The 23,635-nt window shown below is 54.3% G+C and carries 24 protein-coding genes; 11 read left to right on the forward strand and 13 right to left on the reverse strand.

The window, feature by feature from the left end; all coding sequences use genetic code 11:
- Positions 1–5: 5 nt before the first annotated feature.
- Together RS584_RS05855 and RS584_RS05860 are read left to right on the forward strand one after the other, a co-directional pair.
- On the forward strand, positions 6–1,070 hold the full coding sequence (locus RS584_RS05855; RefSeq protein ID WP_315749087.1) for a sugar ABC transporter substrate-binding protein: 1,065 nt from the start codon (positions 6–8) through the stop codon (positions 1,068–1,070).
- A 92-nt stretch (positions 1,071–1,162) separates the two neighbouring features.
- Positions 1,163–2,404, forward strand: coding sequence for an LVIVD repeat-containing protein (locus tag RS584_RS05860; RefSeq protein ID WP_062938163.1), 1,242 nt, complete (start codon positions 1,163–1,165; stop codon positions 2,402–2,404).
- A gap of 87 nt (positions 2,405–2,491) precedes the next feature.
- Here RS584_RS05860 and mtnK read toward each other — a convergent pair whose 3' ends face one another.
- Entirely contained in the window at positions 2,492–3,691 is a 1,200-nt protein-coding gene (gene mtnK, locus RS584_RS05865) for an S-methyl-5-thioribose kinase (protein WP_315749088.1), read from the reverse strand.
- Between the two features lie 104 nt (positions 3,692–3,795).
- On the opposite strand from mtnK, the gene mtnA reads away from it, so the two are divergent.
- Positions 3,796–4,812 (forward strand): S-methyl-5-thioribose-1-phosphate isomerase, encoded by a 1,017-nt coding sequence (gene mtnA / locus RS584_RS05870; RefSeq protein ID WP_315749089.1) that lies wholly within the window; start codon positions 3,796–3,798, stop codon positions 4,810–4,812.
- A gap of 42 nt (positions 4,813–4,854) precedes the next feature.
- Complete coding sequence (locus RS584_RS05875; RefSeq protein WP_315749090.1) at positions 4,855–5,334, forward strand: SRPBCC family protein; 480 nt, start codon at positions 4,855–4,857, stop codon at positions 5,332–5,334.
- A 27-nt stretch (positions 5,335–5,361) separates the two neighbouring features.
- Here the strand turns inward: RS584_RS05875 and RS584_RS05880 are convergent, their stop codons facing one another.
- Complete coding sequence (locus tag RS584_RS05880; protein WP_315749091.1) at positions 5,362–5,634, reverse strand: helix-turn-helix transcriptional regulator; 273 nt, start codon at positions 5,632–5,634, stop codon at positions 5,362–5,364.
- Between the two features lie 106 nt (positions 5,635–5,740).
- Here RS584_RS05880 and RS584_RS05885 point away from each other — a divergent pair, with 106 nt between their 5' ends.
- Positions 5,741–5,980, forward strand: a complete 240-nt coding sequence (locus tag RS584_RS05885) for a helix-turn-helix domain-containing protein (RefSeq protein ID WP_017382498.1) — start codon at positions 5,741–5,743, stop codon at positions 5,978–5,980.
- 45 nt (positions 5,981–6,025) lie between these two features.
- On the opposite strand, the gene RS584_RS05890 is transcribed toward RS584_RS05885, so the two are convergent.
- From RS584_RS05890 to RS584_RS05905, 4 genes are all read right to left on the reverse strand, one after another.
- Positions 6,026–7,696 carry a P-loop ATPase, Sll1717 family gene (locus RS584_RS05890; protein WP_315749092.1) on the reverse strand — a complete coding sequence of 557 codons (1,671 nt, stop codon included), beginning with the start codon at positions 7,694–7,696 and terminating at the stop codon, positions 6,026–6,028.
- A 178-nt stretch (positions 7,697–7,874) separates the two neighbouring features.
- Entirely contained in the window at positions 7,875–8,417 is a 543-nt protein-coding gene (locus tag RS584_RS05895; RefSeq protein WP_315749093.1) for an acireductone dioxygenase, read from the reverse strand.
- Complete coding sequence (gene mtnC, locus RS584_RS05900; RefSeq protein ID WP_315749094.1) at positions 8,414–9,103, reverse strand: acireductone synthase; 690 nt, start codon at positions 9,101–9,103, stop codon at positions 8,414–8,416. The genes RS584_RS05895 and mtnC overlap by 4 nt, the downstream gene beginning before the upstream one ends.
- Complete coding sequence (locus RS584_RS05905; protein ID WP_017382494.1) at positions 9,100–9,714, reverse strand: methylthioribulose 1-phosphate dehydratase; 615 nt, start codon at positions 9,712–9,714, stop codon at positions 9,100–9,102. The genes mtnC and RS584_RS05905 overlap by 4 nt, the downstream gene beginning before the upstream one ends.
- 122 nt (positions 9,715–9,836) lie before the next feature.
- Between RS584_RS05905 and RS584_RS05910 the strand changes: the two genes are divergently transcribed.
- Entirely contained in the window at positions 9,837–10,997 is a 1,161-nt protein-coding gene (locus RS584_RS05910) for a pyridoxal phosphate-dependent aminotransferase (protein WP_315749095.1), read from the forward strand.
- On the opposite strand, the gene RS584_RS05915 is transcribed toward RS584_RS05910, so the two are convergent.
- From RS584_RS05915 to citR, 3 genes are all read right to left on the reverse strand, one after another.
- Positions 10,998–11,624, reverse strand: a complete 627-nt coding sequence (locus RS584_RS05915; protein WP_315749096.1) for a ParB/RepB/Spo0J family partition protein — start codon at positions 11,622–11,624, stop codon at positions 10,998–11,000.
- Positions 11,609–12,832, reverse strand: a complete 1,224-nt coding sequence (locus tag RS584_RS05920) for a phosphoadenosine phosphosulfate reductase (RefSeq protein ID WP_193041730.1) — start codon at positions 12,830–12,832, stop codon at positions 11,609–11,611. Before RS584_RS05920 ends, RS584_RS05915 begins: the two co-directional genes overlap by 16 nt.
- Positions 12,833–12,958: 126 nt before the next feature.
- The gene (gene citR / locus RS584_RS05925; protein WP_315749097.1) at positions 12,959–13,879 is read right to left on the reverse strand and encodes a DNA-binding transcriptional repressor CitR; all 921 of its coding nucleotides are present in this window, start codon (positions 13,877–13,879) and stop codon (positions 12,959–12,961) included.
- Between the two features lie 621 nt (positions 13,880–14,500).
- Between citR and ahpC the strand changes: the two genes are divergently transcribed.
- Together ahpC and ahpF are read left to right on the forward strand one after the other, a co-directional pair.
- Positions 14,501–15,064 (forward strand): alkyl hydroperoxide reductase subunit C, encoded by a 564-nt coding sequence (gene ahpC, locus RS584_RS05930; RefSeq protein ID WP_014882974.1) that lies wholly within the window; start codon positions 14,501–14,503, stop codon positions 15,062–15,064.
- A 189-nt stretch (positions 15,065–15,253) separates the two neighbouring features.
- The gene (gene ahpF, locus RS584_RS05935; RefSeq protein WP_017382489.1) at positions 15,254–16,819 is read left to right on the forward strand and encodes an alkyl hydroperoxide reductase subunit F; all 1,566 of its coding nucleotides are present in this window, start codon (positions 15,254–15,256) and stop codon (positions 16,817–16,819) included.
- A 59-nt stretch (positions 16,820–16,878) separates the two neighbouring features.
- On the opposite strand, the gene uspG is transcribed toward ahpF, so the two are convergent.
- Positions 16,879–17,307 carry a universal stress protein UspG gene (uspG, locus tag RS584_RS05940; protein WP_006809652.1) on the reverse strand — a complete coding sequence of 143 codons (429 nt, stop codon included), beginning with the start codon at positions 17,305–17,307 and terminating at the stop codon, positions 16,879–16,881.
- A gap of 181 nt (positions 17,308–17,488) precedes the next feature.
- Here uspG and RS584_RS05945 point away from each other — a divergent pair, with 181 nt between their 5' ends.
- Complete coding sequence (locus RS584_RS05945) at positions 17,489–18,727, forward strand: zinc-dependent alcohol dehydrogenase (protein ID WP_015571156.1); 1,239 nt, start codon at positions 17,489–17,491, stop codon at positions 18,725–18,727.
- A gap of 10 nt (positions 18,728–18,737) precedes the next feature.
- Here RS584_RS05945 and yldA read toward each other — a convergent pair whose 3' ends face one another.
- Positions 18,738–18,827: a small membrane protein YldA gene (yldA, locus tag RS584_RS05950; protein WP_015571155.1), complete on the reverse strand. Its 90-nt coding sequence runs from the start codon at positions 18,825–18,827 to the stop codon at positions 18,738–18,740.
- Positions 18,828–18,964: 137 nt separating this feature from the next.
- Positions 18,965–19,375: a nucleoside diphosphate kinase regulator gene (gene rnk, locus RS584_RS05955; RefSeq protein ID WP_006809650.1), complete on the reverse strand. Its 411-nt coding sequence runs from the start codon at positions 19,373–19,375 to the stop codon at positions 18,965–18,967.
- A 262-nt stretch (positions 19,376–19,637) separates the two neighbouring features.
- On the opposite strand from rnk, the gene RS584_RS05960 reads away from it, so the two are divergent.
- Entirely contained in the window at positions 19,638–20,258 is a 621-nt protein-coding gene (locus RS584_RS05960; RefSeq protein ID WP_003858756.1) for a flavin reductase family protein, read from the forward strand.
- 1 nt (position 20,259) lies between these two features.
- Entirely contained in the window at positions 20,260–21,114 is an 855-nt protein-coding gene (locus RS584_RS05965; protein WP_047365419.1) for a helix-turn-helix domain-containing protein, read from the forward strand.
- 3 nt (positions 21,115–21,117) lie between these two features.
- On the opposite strand, the gene ptsP is transcribed toward RS584_RS05965, so the two are convergent.
- Complete coding sequence (ptsP, locus tag RS584_RS05970; RefSeq protein ID WP_315749098.1) at positions 21,118–23,613, reverse strand: phosphoenolpyruvate--protein phosphotransferase; 2,496 nt, start codon at positions 23,611–23,613, stop codon at positions 21,118–21,120.
- Positions 23,614–23,635: the final 22 nt, after the last annotated feature.

Below are 23,635 nucleotides of genomic sequence, written 5' to 3' on the forward strand. Positions count from 1 at the left end.
AATAAATGAAAAAGATTGCGCTCTCTTTGGTAGCTCTTGGATTACTCACTTCTTTGCCGGGCCTGGCGGCTACCCCCGCGCCGGTTCCGGCCGCCATTGCCAGCCATGACGGCCCCATTCGCATTGCGGTGATCCGCAACCTGGGCTCGGACGACAACACCACGCAGTTTGTTGCCGGGGCGATTCAGGAAGGGAAGAAGCTTGGCTTTAAGGTCAGCACGTTTTTAAGTAACGGGGACGATGCCAAATTCCAGGACTTCGTTAACCAGGCCATCAGCCAGAAATATGACGGGATTATTCTCTCCCAGGGGCGCGACCCGTACTCCACCGCGCTGGTGAAGAAGGCGGTGGATGCCGGGATCAAAGTCGCGGTATTTGATACCGCCGTGAACGGCGAGATCCCGGGCGTAACTGTTACCCAGCAGGACGATGCCTCCCTGACCAACCTCTCTTTTGGTCAACTGGCGAAAGATTTCAACGGCAAGGCCAATATCGTCAAGCTGTGGGTCGCGGGCTTCCCGCCGATGGAGCGCCGTCAGGCGGCCTACAAAGAACTGCAAAAACAGTATCCGGAGATTAAAGAGCTGGAGTCCATCGGCGCGGTCTCCTCTGACGTGCAGGGCGACACCGCCAACAAGGTGGGGGCGATCCTCGCGAAATACCCGAAAGGTAAAATCGACGCCATCTGGGGGACCTGGGATGCCTTCAGTCAGGGCGCGTATAAGGCGCTGAAAGAGAACGGCCGCACCGAGATCAAGCTCTACAGCATCGACATCTCCAACCAGGATCTCCAGCTGATGCGCGAGCCGGGTAGCCCGTGGAAGGTGAGCGTGGCGGTAGATCCGAAGCTGATTGGCGCGACCAACGTACGCCTGATCGCCAATAAGATTGCCGGAGAAGCGACGCCTGCCACCTACGATTTCAAGGCGGCGGCTATTCCGCAGGCGTTGCTGACCGCCCAGCCGGGTGCGGTGAACGTGGCGTCGCTGGGGAAAATCATTCCAGGCTGGGGCCAGACGGAAGATTTTATCGCGCCGTGGTTTGCGACGCTTGCCGCTAAAAACAAGTAAACCAAGCCGGGTGGCGGCTGCGCCTTACCCGGCCTACATTTCGCACCTGTAGGCCCGGTAAGCGCAGCGCCACCGGGCGTAAGGAGCATAAGGTGTCTCAATTACCCCCTCCCGAATACAGCCGCAATATGCGGCTGATTGGCCATAGCGACCAGGGCGGTCGTCCGGACGGTGTACAGCTGATGGTGCACCGTGGTTTCGCCTATATCGGTCATATGGTGTCGCAGGGCTTTTCCATTGTCGACGTGCGCGATCCGAAAAAACCAAAAGCCGCAGGTTACGTGCCCGCGCCGCCGGGTACCTGGAACGTACACCTCCAGGCGCACGACGATCTGCTGCTGGTGATCAACGCCCGGGATCTGTTTGCCGATGCGCGTTTTGCCGATGAGAAGGTCTACTACACGCGCCAGGTGGGGGAGACCGTCAGCGACGTGCAGGATAAAGGCTGGAGCGCCGGGCTTCGCGTCTTTGATATCTCCACGCCGGACAGGCCGCGCGAAATCGGTTTTCTGTCGCTGAGCGGCATCGGCATTCACCGCATCTGGTACGTCGGCGGCCGCTGGGCCTACGTTTCAGCGCTGATCGACGGCTTTACCGACTATATCTTCCTGACCATCGATCTTGCGGACCCGCGTAAGCCTGAAGTCGCGGGGCGCTGGTGGCTGCCCGGGATGAACCAGGCCGAAGGTGAGAAGCCGGACTGGCCGGAAGGAAAACGTTACGCCCTGCACCATGCGATTATTGCCGGCGACACCGCCTACGGCAGCTGGCGTGACGGCGGCCTGACGCTGCTGGACGTGAAGGACCGCACCCGGCCTAAGCTCATTAGCCACCGTAACTGGAGCCCGCCGTTTGGTGGTGGGACGCACACCGCGCTGCCGCTGCCGGATCGCGACCTGCTGGTGGTACTGGACGAGGCGGTGCTGGATAACCAGCAGGACGGCGAAAAGCTGATCTGGCTGTTTGATATCCGCGAGCCGTCGAACCCGGTAAGTATTGCCACCTTCCCGCAGCCGGATGAAACCGACTACGTGGCGAAAGGGGCGCATTTCGGCCCGCACAACCTGCACGAGAACCGGCCGGGAAGCTTCGTCAGCTCGACGCTGATCTTCGCGACGTACCAGAACGCGGGCGTGCGCGCGTATGACATTTCCAATCCGTATCGCCCGGTAGAAACGGGAGCGCTGGTGCCCGCGGCGCCGGAGAGGATGATGGATACGCGGCCCAACCGCCCGCAGGTGATCCAGTCGTGCGACGTGTTTGTGGATGCGCAGGGGATTATTTACAGCACGGATTATAACGGCGGGATGTCGGTGATTGAGTATCTGGGGTGAGTTTTTGCCGGGTGGCGGCTTCGCCTTACCCGGCCTACATTTTGCACCCGTAGGCCCGGTAAGCGGAGCGCCACCGGGCAAACGTTCTCAGCTGTACTGCCGCACCCGTGCCACCAGCTCTTCCGCGCTGTCGATGCGGTCGGCAATGACAATCAGCGCTTTACCGAGGGATATTGCATGGCGGAGGCATTCGTGGCGCATGGCTTCATCCTGGATGGTATCGATATCCGCCACGTGTGAAAGCCCGACGCTGCGGCGAATCAGCTCGGTGCCGCAGAACCCGATGGCGTCATGCCAGACCTTTTTCAGGAACGCGGAGGCATAGCCCGGCGCGCTGAGTGCGGCGTCGCGGGCTTTCTCGTTTGCCAGCGCCTGGAAGCGCTCCGCGAAGGTGTTCCACAGCTCCTGAATATCGGTCAGGCGCTGCTCGCGCGCGGCGGCGGCATCGCGAATGCCGAGGTGCCCCGGCAGGCCGCAGAAGTTCAGCAGCAGGTTGCCGATGGCGGTGCCAACGTCAAAGCCAATCGGCCCGAAATAGCCGAACTCAGCGTCGATGGCCTTCAGGCTGCCGTCGGCCACAAAAATCGACCCGCTGTGAATATCGCCGTGCAGCAGGGCTTCGGCGTGCGAGAAAAAGCGGTGCTTGAGGGAGGCCACGGCGATTTTAAGCTGAGCGTCGTCGCGCAGGGCCGCTACGTCATTTTCCAGCTCGGCCGGGTAGCTGTTGCGCTCGTGGATCTGGTACGGATCGTTGAAGAACAGATCTTCGGTGATCTCGCACATCTCCGGGTTGATGAATTTCGCCACCTGCGCTTTTTTCTCGTGCGGGTGCAGGTAGAAATCGCTGGTGTGGAACAGCGCGTGCGCGAGGTATTCGCCCAGCTGCTGCGCCGCCTGCGGGTAGTAAATGTTGTTGATCAGCTCGCCGCGCCAGATGCGGTGGCTGGAGAGATCTTCCATCACCATCACCGCCAGCTCCGGGTCGAAGTGGTGGATTTTCACGGTGTGCTGCGGGCTGTGCTGGTAGTGCTCAACCAGGGTTTGCGCCTCAAGACGGGCGCGGTCCAGCGTCAGCGGCCAGGACTCCCCGACGCAGCGCACGTAGGGCAGCGCCTGCTTAACGATGATGCGGCTCACGCCCGCGCCGTCGAAAATTTTAAATACCAGATTGAGGTTGCCGTCGCCTACCTCCTGCGCCTCCACCAGCGATGATGGGTCATCAAGGCCGCCAAACTGCCTGGCATACTCCACGGCGTCATGAGCGGTAAAGGTACGGTATTGCGACATGGCCTGTTCCTCACGGGTTTGCTAATAAAGACATGTAGACGTCTATACATCTGGATTTCATCCTGACACAATGTGATACAACAACGCAACAGGGAATTAACGACATGCAGACATTACAGACGACCAGCCTGCGGGTGGCGGATAATCAGCTCTTTATTCTCGACCAGCAGGCGCTTCCGCAGGAGAAACGCTGGCTGGATGCCTCGACGGTTGAGGCGCTGGTTGGGCATATTCACGCCCTGCGGGTGCGCGGCGCGCCGCTGATTGGTCTCTCTGCAAGCCTGCTGCTGGCGCTGCTGGCGGAAAACGGCAAAAGCCGCGACGAGCTGGCGGCGGCGCTGGACACCCTGCGCGCCTCCCGCCCGACGGCGGTGAACCTGATGAACAACCTTGACCGCATGAAGATTGCGCTGTGGCAGGAAGATTATGTTCCGGCGCTGGTCGCCGAAGCGCTGCGGCTGATTGACGAAGACAAACGGCTTTGCGACGCGATTGCGAAAGCGGGAAGCGCGCTGGTGAAGCCCGGCAGCCGCCTGCTGACCCACTGCAACACCGGCGGGCTGGCAACGGCGGGCGTCGGTACCGCGCTGGGGGTGATTGCTCGCGCGCATCAGGAAGGCAAGGTAAGCAACGTCTGGGTGGATGAAACCCGTCCGCTATTGCAGGGCGGCAGGCTGACCGCGTGGGAGCTCGGCGAGCTGGGCGTACCGTATCAGCTGATTACCGACTCGATGGCCGCCAGCCTGATGGCAAAAGGGCAGGTGGACGCCGTGTGGGTGGGTGCAGACCGCATTGCTGCCAACGGCGACGTGGCGAACAAAATCGGCACCTATTCCCTGGCGGTGCTGGCGAAGTTTCACGGCATTCCGTTCTACGTCGCTGCCCCGCAAACGACCCTCGACCCGGACTGCCCGAACGGTGACGCGATCCCGATTGAGCAGCGTGCGGCCAGCGAAGTGACGGGCGTGGCGGGGAGCTTTGGCGCGGTGCAGTGGGCGCCGCAAGAGGCGCAGGTCTATAACCCGGCGTTTGACGTCACGCCCGCCTCGCTGATTAGCGGCTGGGTGCTGGATACAGGCGTGATCACGCCGGACGAGGTAGCGAAAGGGAAATTTGCCTGAGTCCGGCTATCCTTTAAGGGGGTTCCCTGAGAGGACAACATCGTGACGCTCGATCCTGACACAGACTTAAAACTGGAGCGCGTGGTGGATGCACCGCGCGACCTGCTGTGGCTCTGCTGGACCACGCCGGAGCACATCAAAAACTTCTTCATCCCTGCACCGCATAAGGTGATCGACTGCGACCTCGATCTGCGCGTGGGTGGGCGGTTCAATACCGTATTTGAGGTGGATGGGCAGCGGATGGATAACCGGGGCGTGTTTCTTGAAATCGACCCGGGGAACAAGCTGGTCTTTACCGACGGTTATACCGAGGGCTGGAAGCCTGCCGAGAAGCCGTTTATGACGGCGATCCTGCTGTTGGAGGACGTTGGGGAGGGCAAAACCCGCTACACGGCGATTGCGCGTCACCCGACGAAGGAAATCCGCGAGCAGCATGAGCAGATGGGCTTCCATGAAGGGTGGGGTGTTGTGCTGGATCAGCTGGTGGGGTATGTGAAGTCTCTTCAACCCCCTCTCCCTTGAGGGAGAGGGATGGGGAGAATGCGTTAATCATGTCAAAGAAAGATTTTTCTTTTTTGTATGCCTCATCTGACGAAATACTGGCGCTCCCTTTTCATCAAAATATCTTTCCGGCCATATCACATCAGGCGGAATGTCTAGCGCCTGAGCGATAAGCAATTCACCTTTAGGCCATGGTCGGGTAAGCGCATTTGCCAGTGTGGATGATGAAAGCCCAGCCTTTCGAGACAAGGCTGCGAGGCTTGTTCCATGTTTCTTTAGTGCGGCGATAATATCGGCTGAGTGCCAGTTCTGCTGACGCATTTTGTCCTCCTTAGGTGTGTTTGTTACGCACTCAATTATCCTGTTTTGGGATAAAAACACAACGGGAGGATATTCGATTTCAGGATATTTGTATGGAATCGGAACAATGGCCTCAGTTTACTCGGATGAATACCAGCGTGTTATCAATGCGTTGAAGAAAGCTCGTAAAGAGAAGGGGATTACTCAGGCCCAGCTTGCGGAGGCTTTAGGGAAACCCCAATCGTTTATCGCTAAAGTGGAAAGTGGTGAACGCAGGTTAGACGTGGTGGAGTTTGTGCATCTGGCGAGATTACTTAGCTTAAGTAACGAAGAGGTCCTTACTATTTTACAATCTTTAATATGTTAAAATTATGGGCGCATTATATTTTTAGCGCCCTAACTCAAAAATTACTCAATCTATCTCGTCATCTCTATCATCTTTATTATAAATATCAGATATCGCAATTTTTATATCTAATGCTTTATGCAACATTTTATGTACTTTGATATGACTTGCCCTCTTTATTTCAGCTTTATTTACAGGACCACTATCTCTGAAAGACCATTTATATGGAGTTAAGGGGCTAACTTTGAATCCTATCGCACTAATATTGTATAAGCATAAAAATATCTCGTTAATGACATCAGATTCTCTTACTTCGCTATTGAGCATTTTAGAAGCGATGATTGCGCATGGGTCATTAGTATTTTGAATGGCGAGTTCCGATGCTACAGATTCTATGTTGTTTTTAGGAATAAGTGTTCGGGTGAATTTTTCTGGAACCTCTCTGAGGATTTCTATAGTTTCTTCGAAAGATGGATATATATCTCCCCATTCTTCTTTTAAAGAACGCAATCTTTTTTCTGAATAAACACTTTCAGCTTTATGAATGGAATCCCAGGAGATTCGTTCTCTGTTGAGTGCTATTTTAAAACATTCATTTACGAACTGTAAAACATCCCTTGGCCGATATAGTGTTCTCTCTATAATATACTCGATTGGCAACATTCCCTTACTCCCTCCTTTGGGGGATGGGAAAAGATCATTAATTTCGACGTTTTCTCTTGTATATTGTTTTTTGAAAACCTCTTGGATTCTCTTTGAAACTAACTCATTAAGTTGATTTGCGGTCCATTGAAGATCAAGAATATATGATTCGTACTTCTCCTCTTGAAATCCAGAGCCTCTTGTGATATTGAATACAGATTTAAGAAGGTCATGTCTTAAAGCAGCTATTATCTTGACGTTCTTGATACGTCTGAATACTTTTATCTCTTCAATTAATGCTCTTATGAATTTATATCGAGTGTTGTTTTCGGCCCAGTTTTCATCAAGCTGATCTATAACAATGTAATGTTTCTTTTGAAGATCTGAGAATGAATGTTCTGCAAGCATATCGAGAACTTCATTTAATTTTTGAATTTGCATTCCACTAACAACCTCAGAAGCTCTTTTCTTTATTTCATGCTTATCTTCCTCAGATATTCTCTTGGCTGCCTCAGCATTTAATTCAATGCCATGAAGTGCTGTTCCTATTTTGGCTTTAGTGTCATTCTCAAGTTTTTTTGTTATTTCTCTCAGGTGTGTGTCTGTGTCAATCCAAAATTTATCACCCCATTCTCTAAAATATTCTAATGCGCGTTTCCTGATTTCATCTTTTCTTAAAAAACTAGCTAAGCTGGTGAGGAAATTTCTTGTGTCACTCTCGCTGCTTATATCATGACGTATTTTTAAAAACTCCATTATAAGTATGTGTCGCCAGAGTATTTTATAGAATAAATCTAAATTTACGTCTAGCGCTTCAAAAAAAGAAATAATATCAGAGTGCTCAAGAAAACGGATTGATATATCGTTAGGATCAAGCTTCTTGTATCTATATGCTTTATTCATTACTTTGTGCAATAATGCGCTTTTCCCTGCTCCAGTTCTTCCTACAACAATAGAAGATGTATCATTAGTATCTAGTAATTTTGATAGATATCCACTATCTACAAAGCATTCATCAAGTAATTGTGTATCGGATTCGGCATCGAGTTCGCCAATCCTCAAGTTTTGTCGTATTATTATTGGATTTTTTGCCATGTTAATCTCTTTGGGAATAAGTAATAATCATTAACGATAATTTATTTTTATAGAATATTAGTTGTGTTTTTTACTGAATGAAGTAAAGTATTTGTGATTTGCTTCGCAAATTTAAGAATAAGATATAATTTATAAAAGTTCCTTCATCTTGAAGGAACTGTACTTGTTTATTTGGATATTATTTTAGGCGTGGGTATGCATCCGCAATCGCATCCCCGGTAAACTGCGCCACCCAACCCTCCGGGTTATCGAAAATACGAATCGCCGTAAAGTTCGGCTCTGAGCCCATATCAAACCAGTGCGGCGTGCCTGCGGGAACGGAGATCAGGTCGTTTTTCTCGCACAGCACCTGATACACCTCATCGCCGATGTGCAGGCAGAACAATCCCGCCCCTTCCACGAAAAAGCGCACTTCGTCTTCGCCGTGAGTGTGTTCGTTCAGAAACTTCGCGCGCAGCGCCTCTTTCTGCGGATTGTCGGCGCGCAGGCTAATCACGTCCCAGCTCTGGTAGCCTTTCTCTGCCACCAGCTTGTCGATCGCATGCTGATAGGCCGCGATCACGGCTTCAGGTGCGGGATCGTGCCCTACATCGCGATCCGCAGCCCAGCGTTCAAAACGCACGCCTTTGGCGTTCAGCTGTTGGGCGATCTCGACGGCGTCGGTGCTGTGCCACTGGTGCTGACTGGCGTCTTTATCGGAATAAATGGTCAATGCGCTCATGAAGGGATCTGCTCCGGATTAATCTCGTCAAACTGGTGAATCTGATGATGATGGCTTGCGCCGTCATCTTCACCGCGAATCAGCTGCAGGGTGCGAAAACCTGCCCGTTCAGCCGCGTCCAGCTCCTGATGAATATCGGACAGGAACAGGATCTGCGACGGGGCGATGCCCGTTTGTGCCGCAATGTTTTGATAAGACTGCACCTCGCGCTTGGCGCCGATGTGGGTATCAAAATAGCCGCTGAACAGATGAGTAATATCACCTTCGTCGCTGTAGCCAAATAACAGTTTCTGCGCGGCGACGGAGCCAGAGGAATAAACATAGAGATCAATGCCTTGTGCCTTCCATTTTTCCAGCGCAGGCAGCACGTCCGGATAGAGGTGTCCGGTAAAGTCGCCGTTGACGTAGCCGTCTTGCCAGATGATGCCTTGCAGGGCTTTGAGCGCCGTCGATTTGCGGTCTTCATCCATAAAGGTAAACAGCACGTTGATGAGATCGCTGACGCTGGCGTGCGGGTGGCCAATTTCATCACGCAGGTTGTCCAGAATCGATTTGACCGGCTCGGCGTACTGCTGCGCGGTCACGAAGGCCGCCAGCCGCTCACGCGCGTAGGGGAACAAAACATCATGGACAAAACGGATATCGCTGGTGGTCCCTTCAATATCCGTCACAATCGCGCGAATCATACTCTCTCCCATTGTCGTAAACGCATTTCGCATTCAAATAAGAATTCTAAACCTTCCAGATGACGGCGGGCTTCGGCCACGTCGCGTCCCCAGCAGGTTAAGCCATGGCCGCGCAGAAGAAAACCATAATTAAGCGGGCGTTCCTGCGCGTAATGGGCGATGCGCGAGGCGAGGGCGTCGATGTCCTGGTCGTTATCAAACACCGGGATGGCCACCGTATCCTGGTGCGTGGTCTGCCCGGTAAGGGATTTTTGCATCTCGAAACCGGTGATCTTCAGCTCGGCCTCGTTGACCAGACGCGACAGCACCGTGGCATTGACGGTGTGAACGTGCAGGACGGCGTTAGCCTCGGGAAACAGGCGATAGATGAGGGTATGCAGCCCGGTCTCTGCCGACGGTTTACGGCCAGACGGCGCACGGTTGGTGGCGATTTCAACCTGTAGAAAATCGGCGGTGGTCAGGCTGCCTTTATCTTTTCCGGATTCGCTCAGCCAGCACAGGTGTTCATCCTGACGCACGGACATATTGCCGCCGGTAGCGGGCGCCCAGCCTTTAGCGCCAATCCAGCGGCAGGCCTCGACCAGGTGTGTGAGTTGCAGGTTGTCTGTCATTTCCTTTTACCCTCTCGGTCAGGAATATTTATATCGTTTAGACGTCTAAGCGTCTTGATTGCCAAAGACTAACATCGTGTTATAGTGTCAGCAACATAAGTATTACAGGCAGGCACACTACAATGAGCAATAACCCGTTGATCCCGCAAAGTAAACTTCCAAATCTCGGCACGACGATTTTTACGCAGATGAGCGCTCTGGCGCAGCAGCACAACGCCATTAACCTCTCGCAGGGGTTCCCGGATTTTGACGGCCCGCGCTATTTGCAGGAGCGTCTGGCGTACCACGTGGCGCAGGGGGCAAACCAGTACGCGCCGATGACAGGCGTGCAGGCGTTGCGTGAAGCCATTGCGGATAAAACGGCTGAGCTGTATGGCTATAAACCTGATGCGAACAGCGATATCACGGTAACCGCAGGGGCGACCGAAGCGCTGTATGCGGCGATAACCGCCCTGGTGCGTACCGGCGACGAGGTTATTTGTTTTGACCCAAGCTACGATAGCTACGCCCCGGCGATTGAACTGGCCGGCGGCGTGGTGAAACGCGTGGCGCTCCAGCCGCCTCATTTTCGTCCGGACTGGCAGGCGTTTGCCGCGCTGCTGAGCGATAAAACCCGGCTGGTGATCCTGAATACGCCGCACAACCCATCGGCGACGGTGTGGCTGAAGAGCGATTTTGCCGCCCTGTGGCAGGCCATCGCCGAACGTGAAATCTATGTTCTGAGCGACGAGGTGTATGAGCATATCTGCTTCGCCGAAGAGGGGCATGCCAGCGTGCTGGCGCATCCGCAGCTTCGCGAGCGTGCAATCGCGGTATCGTCATTTGGCAAAACCTACCATATGACCGGCTGGAAGGTCGGGTACTGCGTGGCGCCCGCCGCCATCAGCGCTGAGCTGCGTAAAGTGCATCAGTATCTGACGTTTGCGGTGAACACACCCGCTCAGCTGGCGCTGGCGGATATGCTGCGCAGCGAACCCGGGCACTACCGTGAGCTACCGGATTTCTACCGTGCGCGTCGGGATGGGTTTGTGGCTGCGTTGAGCAAAAGCCGTCTGGAGATTTTACCCTGTGAAGGGACCTATTTCCTGCTGGCCGACTACAGCGCGATTTCCGATCTGGACGACGTGAGTTTCTGCCAGTGGCTGACGAAAGAGGTGGGCGTGGCGGCCATTCCGCTGTCGGTGTTCTGCGCCGATCCCTTCCCGCATAAGCTGATCCGACTTTGCTTTGCGAAGCAGGAATCGACGCTGCTGGCAGCGGCAGCGAGGTTAAACGCGCTCTGACTATTTCACCGTCCAGGCTTCAGAAAAACGACGGTCTGCGAAGAGTTCGAGCAGGCCGTTGATTTGTTTGAGGCGCAGCACTTCGTCGCTATCCATCCCAAGCTCCTTGCCTATCCTCTCGTCGTCCCAGCCGAGCTGAACCAGTTCACGAACAATCTCTGACATGGCGTTGATTTGATGCCGCCCACGAGCCCGGTTGTGGCGAATGGTGGCCGCCATTCGGTTATGTTTGTCCTGTCGCTCCTGGCGCAGGCAAGTGACGGGTAAGTACCCTTTGAGCTGGCGCTTCAAAACCGCCCGGGTTGTACCAATTTCATGGCGGTGAAAACCGTCCACGATTTCATACTGCTGCTGTTCGCTTTCGGTCACAACGATAGGCTGGGTGAACCCATCAAGTTCCAGTGACTTGCTGAGTAATCGTTTTTCCGGTGGGGCAACGTTATTGGGGTTGTAATCGTTGGCGGTAATCGCGTCCTGTTTAACCCAGAGCACACAGTCTATAGGTTGCTCACGAAAAGGGCTGTTTTTATGTATTGCCTGACGGAAGGCGTTAATGGCATTGATTCGATCCTCTTCGGGAAGTGATTGAAGGTAGATGTCAATTTCGGTGATTATTCGCTGTCGCATAAAATGCCCCACTCCTTGCGTTTTGCCTTCACTCTGTCGCTGTAGCGCTGATAGTGTTTTGGTTTATTTGGGCTAAATGACAGGGCCCTGCACCAGTAATCGTTATTAAGTAAAACCTTACAGATACGTCGCCATGAGGGAATATCCTTGGCGCCAATGTCACCCTCCTGCGTATCAGGAATATCGTTCATGCCTCGCTTTTGATACCAGTGGAGATACACCGCGATTTTATTGCGGTAATGTTCCGCCGTATTTTGCGGCATGCTGTCGAGTAGCAGCATGGCGTATTCGCGCCAGCCAAGATGGTCTGGTTTCAGGATCTTCCGGTGGCCATAAAAATGGTTGTCGTGCCCGGCATAAATACCGCCGCTGCGCACCCCGCAGGCGCGTTCACACATCGCTGCCCAGCGTTCGGGTTCAATGACATGATAGAGCCACAAGCCCTGGCGCTGTTCCGGGCCAAACGGTTCGCAGATGCGCATATAGCGTGGCGGCACCCCCGCCTTGTACATCAGATCGTATAGCGGGTTATAGCAACATTTTGATTTCGCGAACCACGTCCAGATATCGGCGGTTTTCCAGTCGTACAGAGGGTAGATATACCAGGAGTGACCACCTGGCGCGACGGTCGTCCAGGGTTTATCGTCAGAAAAGCGCTGCTTACGTGCCGACGCGATAGCCAGAAAACGGTTGTAGGATTCATCGGCGCGGATCCCCACCATGACGGCGGCAGGACGTTTTTGCGCATACCATTCGGCAAACTCGCGCACAAAGACTTCAAACGTCATTCCCTGCTGATAAAAATCAAAATAGTGATAATCGGTAATGGCATCTTCCGGTGGCTGGCGAACCCAGTTTGTCCCGGGTTCCCAGCACTGCCATTCAGGTTGAAACTGTGACAGGGCGTTCTGGGTCGTGAGCGGAAGCGCTACCCACCAGAACTGGTGGATAACATCCCGATACAGCGTTCTCATCGTGTCAACATGCTGAATGGTTGACGAGAATTGTGCTTCCCAGTCCAGAAAGATGACATCTATTTTTCGCTTTAATTGCCGTGCTTTTTGGGCAACGAGATGCAGCATCACGGTAGAATCTTTTCCACCGGAAAAGGAAACGCATACCCTGGGGAAATTGTTTAGCGTCCAGTCTATGCGTTCCGCAGAAGCGTCTAAGACATTTTCCTCTAAAGGGATTTTATAGATCGACATGGTTAATCGCATCCTGCGTGTTAAATGTCTGGAAGAAATTAAGACGATATTATGAAATCATTTTTCATTATTTTCACGGAATCATTTTTTTAGTTTGCGATTTTTATATTCACCATGTAAATGATTTTACGCAGACGGAGCGGAAAGACAGAGTTTATGCATTTTCTCAATGAACGTTGAAAAAACGCTGCTGTTCAGAGATGAACGGCTGTAAAGCATATAGACATTTATTTCGGGCAATTCAAAAGGGGCGGCGACCCGTTTTAATTTTAACGTCTCTTTATAGGCTTCATAGATTGATACGGGTATGAAGCCTAACAGATCAGATGAACTGACCATGGAGATAAGCGAGCTGATGGAGTCCGTGCGAAAAGCAATATTTCTTTCCGGGAAAACGTCATTGGCACGATTCTGGAACTCTTTAACGCCCGGGTGAGTACTCTGGTAAAAGGTGAATTTCTCCCGGTATAACGCCTCGAGACTGACCGTATCGGTGAGTCTTGGATGGTTTTCCCGGCAGATTAACATTATTGGCACCGTGGCAAAGTGAACACACACCACAGAGCGATTTTTCACCGGGGCAATTGTGAAAATCAGGTCCGCTTTACGGTAGGCGAGCAGGTCCTCTGCGGATTCCGGAGAGATAAGCATATCGCGTTGTTCTATCTCATAATTTTCCTCAGACATTAACAGTTTCATCGGTTCGAGCATATAGCCGGGCGATACCATTTGAGAGCAATAAATGACGAAATTTTTCTTGATCTCAGAGTGATGCATCATGTTGATAGTTTGTTCAATCTGGTTGAGATTTTGTTCAAGATGATGATGCAGGTTAGTGCCCACCGTGGTTGGCGTAATCCCTTTACCTGAACGGATAAAAAGGGGATCATTGAGCTGGCCACGCAGACGTTGCAGCGACTGGCTCACGGCCGAAGGCGTGATATAGAGCGTCTCGGCAGCCTTACTGATACTGAGATGTTGGTAAATGCATTCGAAGATGACTAACAGATTGAGATCGAATTTTTTTAGGTCGTAGAGGTTGGCCATGTTTCGTCCTGAGTGTGCTGTGCTTGCTGTCGTTATCACATCATGGAGTACGACAGAGGGAAGTTACCTTTAACAATCCGTGGGGGTAACTCGCTTAATTTAAAAATTAAGTGATCTTAATATATCACGGCTTTGGATTATTGAAACACAACTTCAAGACTTATTAAGATAATTTTATCTTTGAAGTGTGATTGAATTATTTGAATAACAACTGGCATTTATATATAGCGCGAAATTTATAATGAAATTAAATTTATAACGTTTCAGAAGCCTGTTCGGTTCAGCCTATCACAACCATAGGCAGGACTATCCCTCTTATGCATTGCTCAATGCGCGCACGGATGCTGTAATCAAACCGCTGTTACGGCCTTGATACAAGGTATGTAGAGCGCAACGCAACGCCAGCTTCGGCTGGCACTGAATGTACCTGCGGGGAATTCAGGTATCAGGGCCGCCCGTTGAGGCGGCCTTTTTACTTTCAGGCTTTCCTGTAAAAGGTTCACCTTGCTGTCTTGTTGCTGTTGTAAGGTTTGGCTGATTGATTTGATAAAGCATACGCATTAGCCCCGATGAACAAAGTTAGTTACCTTACATCTCAACGAAAACACGGAGGAAGTACAGATGTCCTTGATTAACACCAAAATTAAACCTTTCAAAAACCAGGCGTTCAAAAACGGTGAGTTCATCGAAGTAACTGAGAAAGATACCGAAGGCCGCTGGAGCGTGTTCTTCTTCTATCCGGCTGACTTCACCTTCGTTTGCCCGACCGAACTGGGTGACGTGGCAGACCACTACGAAGAACTGCAAAAGCTGGGCGTAGACGTTTACTCTGTTTCTACCGATACCCACTTCACCCACAAAGCGTGGCACAGCAGCTCTGAAACTATCGCTAAAATCAAATACGCGATGATCGGCGACCCGACTGGCGCCCTGACCCGTAACTTCGACAACATGCGTGAAGATGAAGGCCTGGCTGACCGCGCGACCTTCGTTGTTGACCCGCAGGGCATTATCCAGGCTATCGAAGTTACCGCTGAAGGTATCGGCCGTGATGCATCTGACCTGCTGCGCAAAGTGAAAGCGGCTCAGTACGTTGCTTCTCACCCAGGCGAAGTGTGCCCGGCGAAATGGAAAGAAGGCGAAGCGACGCTGGCTCCATCTCTGGACCTGGTCGGCAAGATCTAAGTCTGTAAAGCCTGGCGGCGCTACGCTTGCACAGGCCTACAGTATCGTAGGCCGGGTAAACGAAGTGCCACCCGGCAATCAATGGGCGCTCCCCGCGCCCATTTCATTCCAGCACCATGATGCAAGTTGCATTCAGGCAGCCCGTATTAAGGCGGCTTGCATGATGACGTTTTAAGAGAGGGAACAATAATGCTCGACGCTAACATGAAAACCCAGCTCAAGGCCTACCTTGAGAAACTGACCAAACCTGTTGAGCTGATTGCCACGCTGGACGACAGCGCGAAATCGGCAGAAATCAAAGCGCTGCTGACAGAGATTGCTGAGCTGTCGCCGAAAGTGACCTTCAAAGAAGACAACACGCTGGCAGTTCGTAAACCTTCTTTCCTGATCGCCAACCCTGGGTCTGACCAGGGGCCGCGTTTTGCGGGCTCTCCGCTGGGGCACGAATTTACGTCCCTGGTGCTGGCGCTGCTGTGGACCGGTGGTCACCCGTCAAAAGAAGCGCAGGCGCTGCTGGAGCAGATCCGCGATATCGACGGTGATTTTGAGTTTGAAACCTATTACTCACTCTCCTGCCACAACTGTCCGGACGTGGTGCAGGCGCTGAACCTGATGTCAGTCCTCAACCCACGCATTAAGCACACGGCGATTGACGGCGGTACGTTCCAGAACGAAATCACCGAGCGCAACGTGATGGGCGTTCCGGCGGTTTACCTGAATGGTCAGGAGTTCGGCCAGGGGCGTATGACCTTGACCGAAATCGTCGCCAAAGTGGATACCGGCGCAGAAAAACGTGCGGCGGAAGAGTTGAACCAACGCGATGCGTACGACGTGCTGATTGTTGGCTCCGGCCCGGCGGGCGCGGCGGCAGCGGTCTACTCCGCACGTAAAGGGATCCGTACCGGTCTGATGGGCGAGCGTTTCGGTGGTCAGGTTCTGGATACCGTTGACATTGAAAACTACATTTCCGTGCCGAAAACCGAAGGTCAGAAGCTGGCCGGGGCGCTGAAGGCGCACGTCAGCGATTACGACGTGGATGTCATTGACAGCCAGAGCGCCAGCAAACTGGTTCCGGCCGCGGTCGAGGGTGGTTTGCACCAGATTGAAACGGCGTCCGGCGCGGTGCTGAAGGCGCGCAGCGTGATCATTGCCACCGGCGCGAAATGGCGCAACATGAACGTCCCGGGCGAAGACCAGTACCGCACCAAAGGCGTGACCTATTGCCCGCACTGTGACGGCCCGCTGTTCAAAGGTAAACGCGTCGCGGTGATCGGCGGCGGTAACTCCGGCGTGGAAGCGGCTATCGATCTGGCGGGAATTGTTGAACACGTTACCCTGCTGGAGTTCGCCCCTGAGATGAAAGCGGACCAGGTGTTGCAGGATAAAGTACGTAGCCTGAACAACGTCGACATTGTGCTCAATGCCCAGACGACAGAAGTGAAAGGCGACGGCAGCAAAGTGACCGGTCTGGAATACCGTGACCGCGTGAGTGGCGATATCCACAGCGTGGCGCTGGCAGGGATCTTTGTTCAGATTGGCCTGCTGCCAAACACCACCTGGCTGGAAGGCGCGATTGAGCGCAACCGCATGGGCGAGATCATCATCGATGCGAAATGCGAAACCAGCGTGAAGGGCGTATTTGCGGCGGGCGACTGCACCACCGTGCCGTACAAACAGATCATCATCGCCACCGGCGAAGGTGCGAAAGCGTCGCTGAGCTCGTTTGATTATCTGATCCGCACCAAAACCGCATAATAAAAGAAAGCAAGACGACACCTGCAATGCCAGAGGCCACCAAAAGGTGGCCTCTTTTTTTATCTCACGACCATCACCGGAATGTGGGTGTGGCGGATCACGCTGGAGGCGTTCGACCCCAGCAGGTGAGTGGTGATGGAAGGGTTACGTGAACCAATCACTACCACGTCGGCATTTAATTCCCCCGCCAGCTCATTAACGGCGTCGCGCACGCTACCGAACCGGACGTGGGTTTTGATGCGGGAAGGATCGATGCTGAAGTGCCCGACCATGGTTTGCAGGCGTGTCTCGGCTTCATGCTGTAAATGCTCTTCAAAACGACGCACATCAGCAGCGAAACGATGCAGGCTCAGGCTGGCAGAGCCCGGTAAAACATGCAGAAGATGAATAACTCCGTCCTGCTGCGCGAGAAATTCCGCGTGACGTACAGCCTTATCACTCAGTTCCATTTCGAAAACATCAACCGGCATAATGATTGTTTGATACATAACCGTTTCTCCTTGTTTATAAACGCTGAAATCATTCAACCACAAAATATAAAAGGTTTCTGTAATCCCGACAGCACTTTTTTATCTCGCCAGGATAAATCTCAAAACAGCCGGATTCCGGGGCAGATCCCGAGAGGTAGCTACCCTTTTATAAGCTTACCCACACCCTTTCGGAGGTTGCATGAAAGCTCTCACCTATCACGGTCCACATCATGTTCGGGTCGATAATGTCCCCGATCCGGGCATCGAACAGCCTGACGATATCATCCTGCGCGTAACGGCCACGGCGATCTGTGGTTCTGATTTGCATCTTTATCGCGGAAAAATTCCCAAGGTCCAGCACGGCGATATCTTTGGTCATGAATTTATGGGCGAGGTGGTGGAGTGCGGGAGCGAAGTGAAAAACGTGCAGAAAGGTGACCGGGTGGTGATCCCGTTTGTGATTGCCTGCGGTGACTGCTTCTTTTGCCAGATGCAACAGTACGCGGCCTGCGAAAACACGAACCGCGGGCAGGGCGCGGCGCTGAACAAAAAGCAAATTCCCGCCCCTGCCGCGCTGTTTGGCTACAGCCATCTTTACGGCGGCGTGCCGGGCGGACAGGCGGAGTATGTGCGCGTCCCGAAAGGCAACGTGGGGCCGTTTAAAGTGCCCCAGCTGCTGTCTGACGACAAAGCGCTTTTCCTGTCAGATATTCTGCCTACCGCCTGGCAGGCGGCAAAAAATGCGCAGATCCAGAAAGGCTCCAGCGTCGCCGTATTCGGGGCCGGGCCGGTGGGGTTACTGACCATTGCCTGCGCGCGGCTTCTCGGCGCAGAGCAGATTTTCGTGGTTGACCATCATCCCTATCGACTGCGGTTTGCCCAGGAGCGCTACGGCGCGATCCCGATTAACTTTGATGACGATAACGACGCGGCGGAGAAAATCATTGAGCAAACGGCCGGACAGCGCGGAGTGGATGCGGTGATTGATGCCGTCGGGTTTGAGGCCAAAGGCAGCACCACGGAAACGATCCTCAGTAACCTGAAAATTGAAGGCAGCAGCGGCAAAGCCCTGCGCCAGTGCATTGCTGCGGTGCGACGCGGCGGCGTGGTCAGCGTGCCGGGCGTGTACGCCGGTTTTATTCACGGCTTCCTGTTTGGCGATGCCTTCGATAAAGGGCTGAGCTTTAAGATGGGGCAGACCCACGTCCATGCCTGGCTGGGAGAGCTGCTGCCGCTCATCGAAAAAGGGCTGCTTACCCCAGAAGATATTGTGACCCACTATCTTCCGCTGGCTGATGCGGAACGCGCCTATAAGATCTTCGAAAAACGGGAGGAGGAGTGCCGCAAGGTGATCCTGGTGCCTGGCGCAGACACCCCGGAGGCAGCGCAGCAGAAAGTGAAGGGGCTGGTGAATGCCTTCCCCGGCGGCGTTGTGTGAGGTTCCTCACTCACCAGTGGCGCTCAAGATACAGCACCGCCACGACGAGGATCGCCAGGATGATGAGAAAAACCAGTGTGATAACAAGTATCTCACCCATGACCGTCCCCACGGCACTACAACAGACTAAGCGTGGATTAAGCGGTTTTTGTCCGATATAACACAATCGGGTGAATTTGCGGAAAGAGGATGCGGGTGCATCCTCTGTGCAAAGCGGGGTCGCTTGTTCAGAAGGGATTAACGCAGGTAATCGCCAGCGGCTTCGGGCTGGTAGAGCAGCTCAAGCACTTCCAGGTGAGCTGAGGCACCGCCCGGGAGTTCCCAGTGGATGGTATCGCCCGTGCGCAGTCCAAGCAGCGCTGCGCCCACGGGTGCCAGCACCGACAGTTGCGTGCTGCTGTCGGTCATCTGCGCCGGATAGACCAGCGTACGGGTGAGCTCCTCTCCGGTGGTCAGGTTGCGGAACTTCACCTGGCTGTTCATGGTGACCACATCATGCGGCATGGTTTCAGGCGTACACATCTGCGCCCGGTCGAGCTCTTCGTTCAGCGCATCGGCTACCGGCAGCGAGGCGAATTCTGGTTTCTCCAACAGTCGGTCAATACGTTCTGCGTCGAGTTCATTGATGATAATCGTAGGTCTGGACATTTTTACTCCATGTCGTTAATGCTGCGTGTAACGCAGAAACCAATCCAAAAGAAAACCCTCGCCGTCTGGCAGCGAGGGTTTAACTTATCTGATGATACTGTCTGAAACCGTAAGTTTGAAGTGATGAAGGTCACAATCATGCGCCATATGAATTTTTGGCAATAAACCCGGCGTCCCGATTCACGCTGAACGGAAATTTCGTTACGCTGGAAAGACTGAACCCGGGCAATGCGCGTTGCAGCCCCAGCGTAGAGAGAGCGATATGTACTTTTACCAACCGTCTCAGGGGCACGGCCTGCCGCACGACCCGCTGAACGCCATTATCGGTCCACGTCCGATTGGCTGGATCTCATCCTGTGATAAGGCCGGTCAACTGAACCTTGCCCCGTACAGCTTCTTTAACTGCTTTAACTATCGCCCACCGATCATTGGTTTTTCCAGCAACGGCTGGAAGGATAGCGTGCGGAATATTACCGAAACGGGGGAGTTTGTCTGGAACCTCGCAACGCGCGATCTCGCCGAGGCGATGAATGAAACCTCCGCCACGCTCCCTCATGGCGAGGATGAATTTACCTTTGCCGGCCTGACGCCCGTAGCCAGCCAGCTTGTGAGCTCGCCGCGCGTGGCGGAAAGCCCGGTGAATTTCGAGTGTCGATTGTCACAGTGCATTCAGCTTACCGGCGCGGATGGGACACCGATTGATACCTGGCTGGTGCTCGGCGAAGTCGTGGGCGTCCATATCGCCGAGAGTTTGCTGGAAGAGGGGATTTACCAGACCGCGAAAGCGCAGCCCATTCTGCGTGCGGGTGGACCGACGGCCTACTACGCCATCAGTGACAGCCATCGCTTCGATCTGGTACGCCCGGATGCGCGCAGGGGGTGATATGCACGCAACCCTGTTGCCCGCCGATCAGCAGTTTTTTGCCGATCTGTTGAGCGGCCTGGTGCTCAACCCACAGCAGCTGGGGCGAGTCTGGTTTGCTCAACGTGGCGCGTCTGACGCTGTCGGAAGCGTGAGCCGCGACTGGCCACGGCTTGATGTCGTTCTTCGCGGGGAATATGGCAACAGACTGGTTACCGGGCAGCAGACCCTCTGCCAGGGGGAAATGCTGTTTCTTCCCGCCCAGGCCGCCAGCGCCCCGGTGTTTGAACGACCGGTCATGCTGCTGAGCATTCTTTTTGCGCCGTCGTGGCTGGGGCTGGTGTTTCATGATACCCGTCACGGGCGCTCCGTGCCTGCGCAGCGACACGTTGAGCTTCCTCATCCTGAACGAGGCGAATGTGCTGCGATGCTGATGGCCCTGACGCACCTGAGCGCTTCCCCGCAGGATCAGGCCATTATTCAACCGCTGGTGCTGAGCCTGCTGCACTGGTGCCGGAAAGTGGTGTCGTCGCTGCCTGAACCGGGACTGTCGCGTGGGGATTTCCTCTATCAGAGCATTTGTAACTGGGTGCAGGAAAACTATGCTGAATCCCTGTCGCGGGACAGCGTCGCCGCGCTGTTTAATATTTCGGCTAACCATCTGTCACGCCTGTTCTCCCAACAGGGGACGATGAGTTTTGTGGATTACGTTCGTTGGGTGCGTATGGCGAAGGCGAGAACCATCCTGCAAAAATACCACCTGCCGGTGGGGGAAGTGGCGAAGCGCTGCGGCTATGCCGATAGCGACTATTTTAGCCGTCTGTTCCGGCGCCAGTTTGGCCTGACGCCGGGGGAGTATCGCGCACGCTTTCAGTGACAGTCAGAACGTAATTTCAGCGTTCAACAGATCCAGAATACTTTGCGGCGTCGTTGCTGCAAACAGCGACTCGCGAAACGTTTTATTGACCAGCTTCCGCGCCAGCTGGGAAAAGACCTTCACGTGATTAATCCCTTCCTGAGCGCCGAGCGTCAGCATGATCACCAGCTCGACGTCGCCCAAATCCGACTCCCAGTCAATCGCCTTGTCCAGCCGGGCAATGCTGATGCTGGAGTGGCGTATCCATTGCGATTTGGTGTGAGGGATCGCCACGCCAAACCCGACGGCGGTGGTGACAATCTCTTCGCGCTGCCAGAGATCTTCTTCAAGCTCCAGCGGGTTTTCGGTCCTGCCATGAATCGCAAGATTTCCGCATAAGAACTGAAGCACCTGCTCTTTTGAGGTCAGCGGCTCATTGACCACGATAGTCTCCAGCGCCAGCAAGGGACGCGGCGGCGCTTCCGGTGTGAAATCCGCCAGCAGGGCTTCAATCTCCTCTGCGCTGCGGCTGTCGCAGGCCTTATCTGCCAGCGCCCGGCAGGTCGCCATGTCCAGCTGACGCAGCTGGGTTTTTACCGCAGGGATGCGCGGCCCGCTCATGCTGAACTCATCTAAGCCCAGCCCAAGCAGAAGAGGGAGGTAGCGCTGCTCTCCGCCAAGCTCCCCGCAAATGCCGACCCATTTCCCGTGACGATGCGCTGCGGTGACGATCTGGCGAACCATGCGTAAAAAAGACGGTGTGATGGGGTTATACAGCCCCGAAACGCGCGGGTTGTTGCGATCGACAGCGTAGAGATACTGAGTCATATCGTTCGAGCCGATACTGAAGAAATCCACCTCTTCGCAGAAGTGATCGATGATAAAGCAGACTGAAGGCACTTCAACCATGATCCCCAGCGGCAGGTGTGCGGTGTGACGTAACCCCTGTGAGGCCAGGGCGTCACGAACGTTTTGCAGCTCCTGTTTGATCCATAAAATCTGATCGAGGCTGTGCACCATCGGGATCATCAACAGCGCATTGCCGCTGGCGCCTGCGCGTAAAATCGCGCGCAGTTGGGTGCGGAAGAGATCGGCAAATTCGGGATAAATACGAACGGCACGATAGCCGAGGAACGGGTTTTCTTCCTGGGGTATGTTCAGGTAAGAGAGCTGCTTATCGCCGCCGATGTCCATTGTGCGAAAGATGACCGACTTGCCCTGCGCGGAGAGCAGCACCTGCTGATAGGCTTCGAATTGCTCCTGCTCGTCCGGCGCGGAGTCTCTGTCCATATACAGCATTTCAGTGCGAAACAGCCCGATACCCTGCGCGCCGCAGGTAAACGCCCCGGGCGCTTCCAGCGCGCTGCCGATGTTGGCGGCAATCTCTACCGGTACGTTGTCGCGGGTGAGCGCTGGAAGACCCGCATCTTTGATCTGCTGCTGGTGGCGTCGGTCGGCAAGGCGCTGCGCCACGCTGTAGTAATCATTCACCGCGTCGTTGGGTTCAACGACCAGCACGCTACAGATGCCGTCCAGAATGACCTCTTTTCCCATCAACGGCGCCAGCGAGGCGACCGTTAAACCACTCAGCACAGGCACGGAGGCCGCGCGTGCCAGGATCAGCGTATGCGACGTCCGGCCTGTTTTTTCAAGCACCATGCCTTTCAGATACTGCGTGTCGAGGCTGAGAAACTGGCTGGGCGTCAGATCTTCCGCCACCAGAATAGTGGGAGCGCTGAGGGTGAATGCGGAGGTTTGCTGTAACTCCGGCCAGGTAATGTTAAGAAGCTGCTCGCTGATGTCGCGAATATCGCTGACGCGTTCACGCAGGTAGTCGCTGGCGGAGAGCGACAGCTTGTCGCAGATCAGCTCCATATTACGAATGATCGCCTCCGCAAGGCTTAGCCGCTCCTCGGCGATCAGTCGGCGTATGGTGCCGCCAAACTCCTCATCCTGGATCAGCGAAAGATGCGCGCTGAGAATGGTTTTACTCTCGCCGTCCAGCCCGCGCAGACGGTGGTTGAGCTGTTCAGCCAGCGTCGCCAGGCTGTGTTCCAGGCGGGTAACATCTTCCGGCGAGGCGGGGATCTGACAATAACGTTTGAGGTTATCGCTCTGCCAGCCTCGCAGAGTGCCAGCCCCGATGCCACTGGCGAGCGTAATGCCGTGCTGAAGGTGGGGAGCAAGCCTTACAAGCGAACGGGGCAGGGGATGCGCAACGTGCGGCGCGTCGCCGGAGGGAATACTGTCGCTGTCGATAAACGCGCCGGTGAGATACGCCTCCAGCACGCGTCGGGCCTGCTCCTCGTCACTGCCGTTAATTTCCAGCACGCAGCTGTCATTAAACAGCGTACCGGTACTGATCAGCGCCAGCGAGCTTTTGGCATCCGCGTGAGTGTTAAGCCGTCTGTTGATAAAACGGATGTCGCTGCGCCATGCGCTGCACTGCTCTTTTAACGCCCAGGCCGGACGCGCATGCAGGCCGTTGGGCAGTGGGCAGAAAAATTCAATTGAAAGCATACTTCCTCCTGGCCGCGTGAGA

The organism is Enterobacter sp. DTU_2021_1002640_1_SI_PRY_ASU_LCPMC_013, from assembly GCF_032389435.1.
Taxonomy (GTDB): Bacteria; Pseudomonadota; Gammaproteobacteria; order Enterobacterales; family Enterobacteriaceae; genus Enterobacter; species Enterobacter hormaechei_C.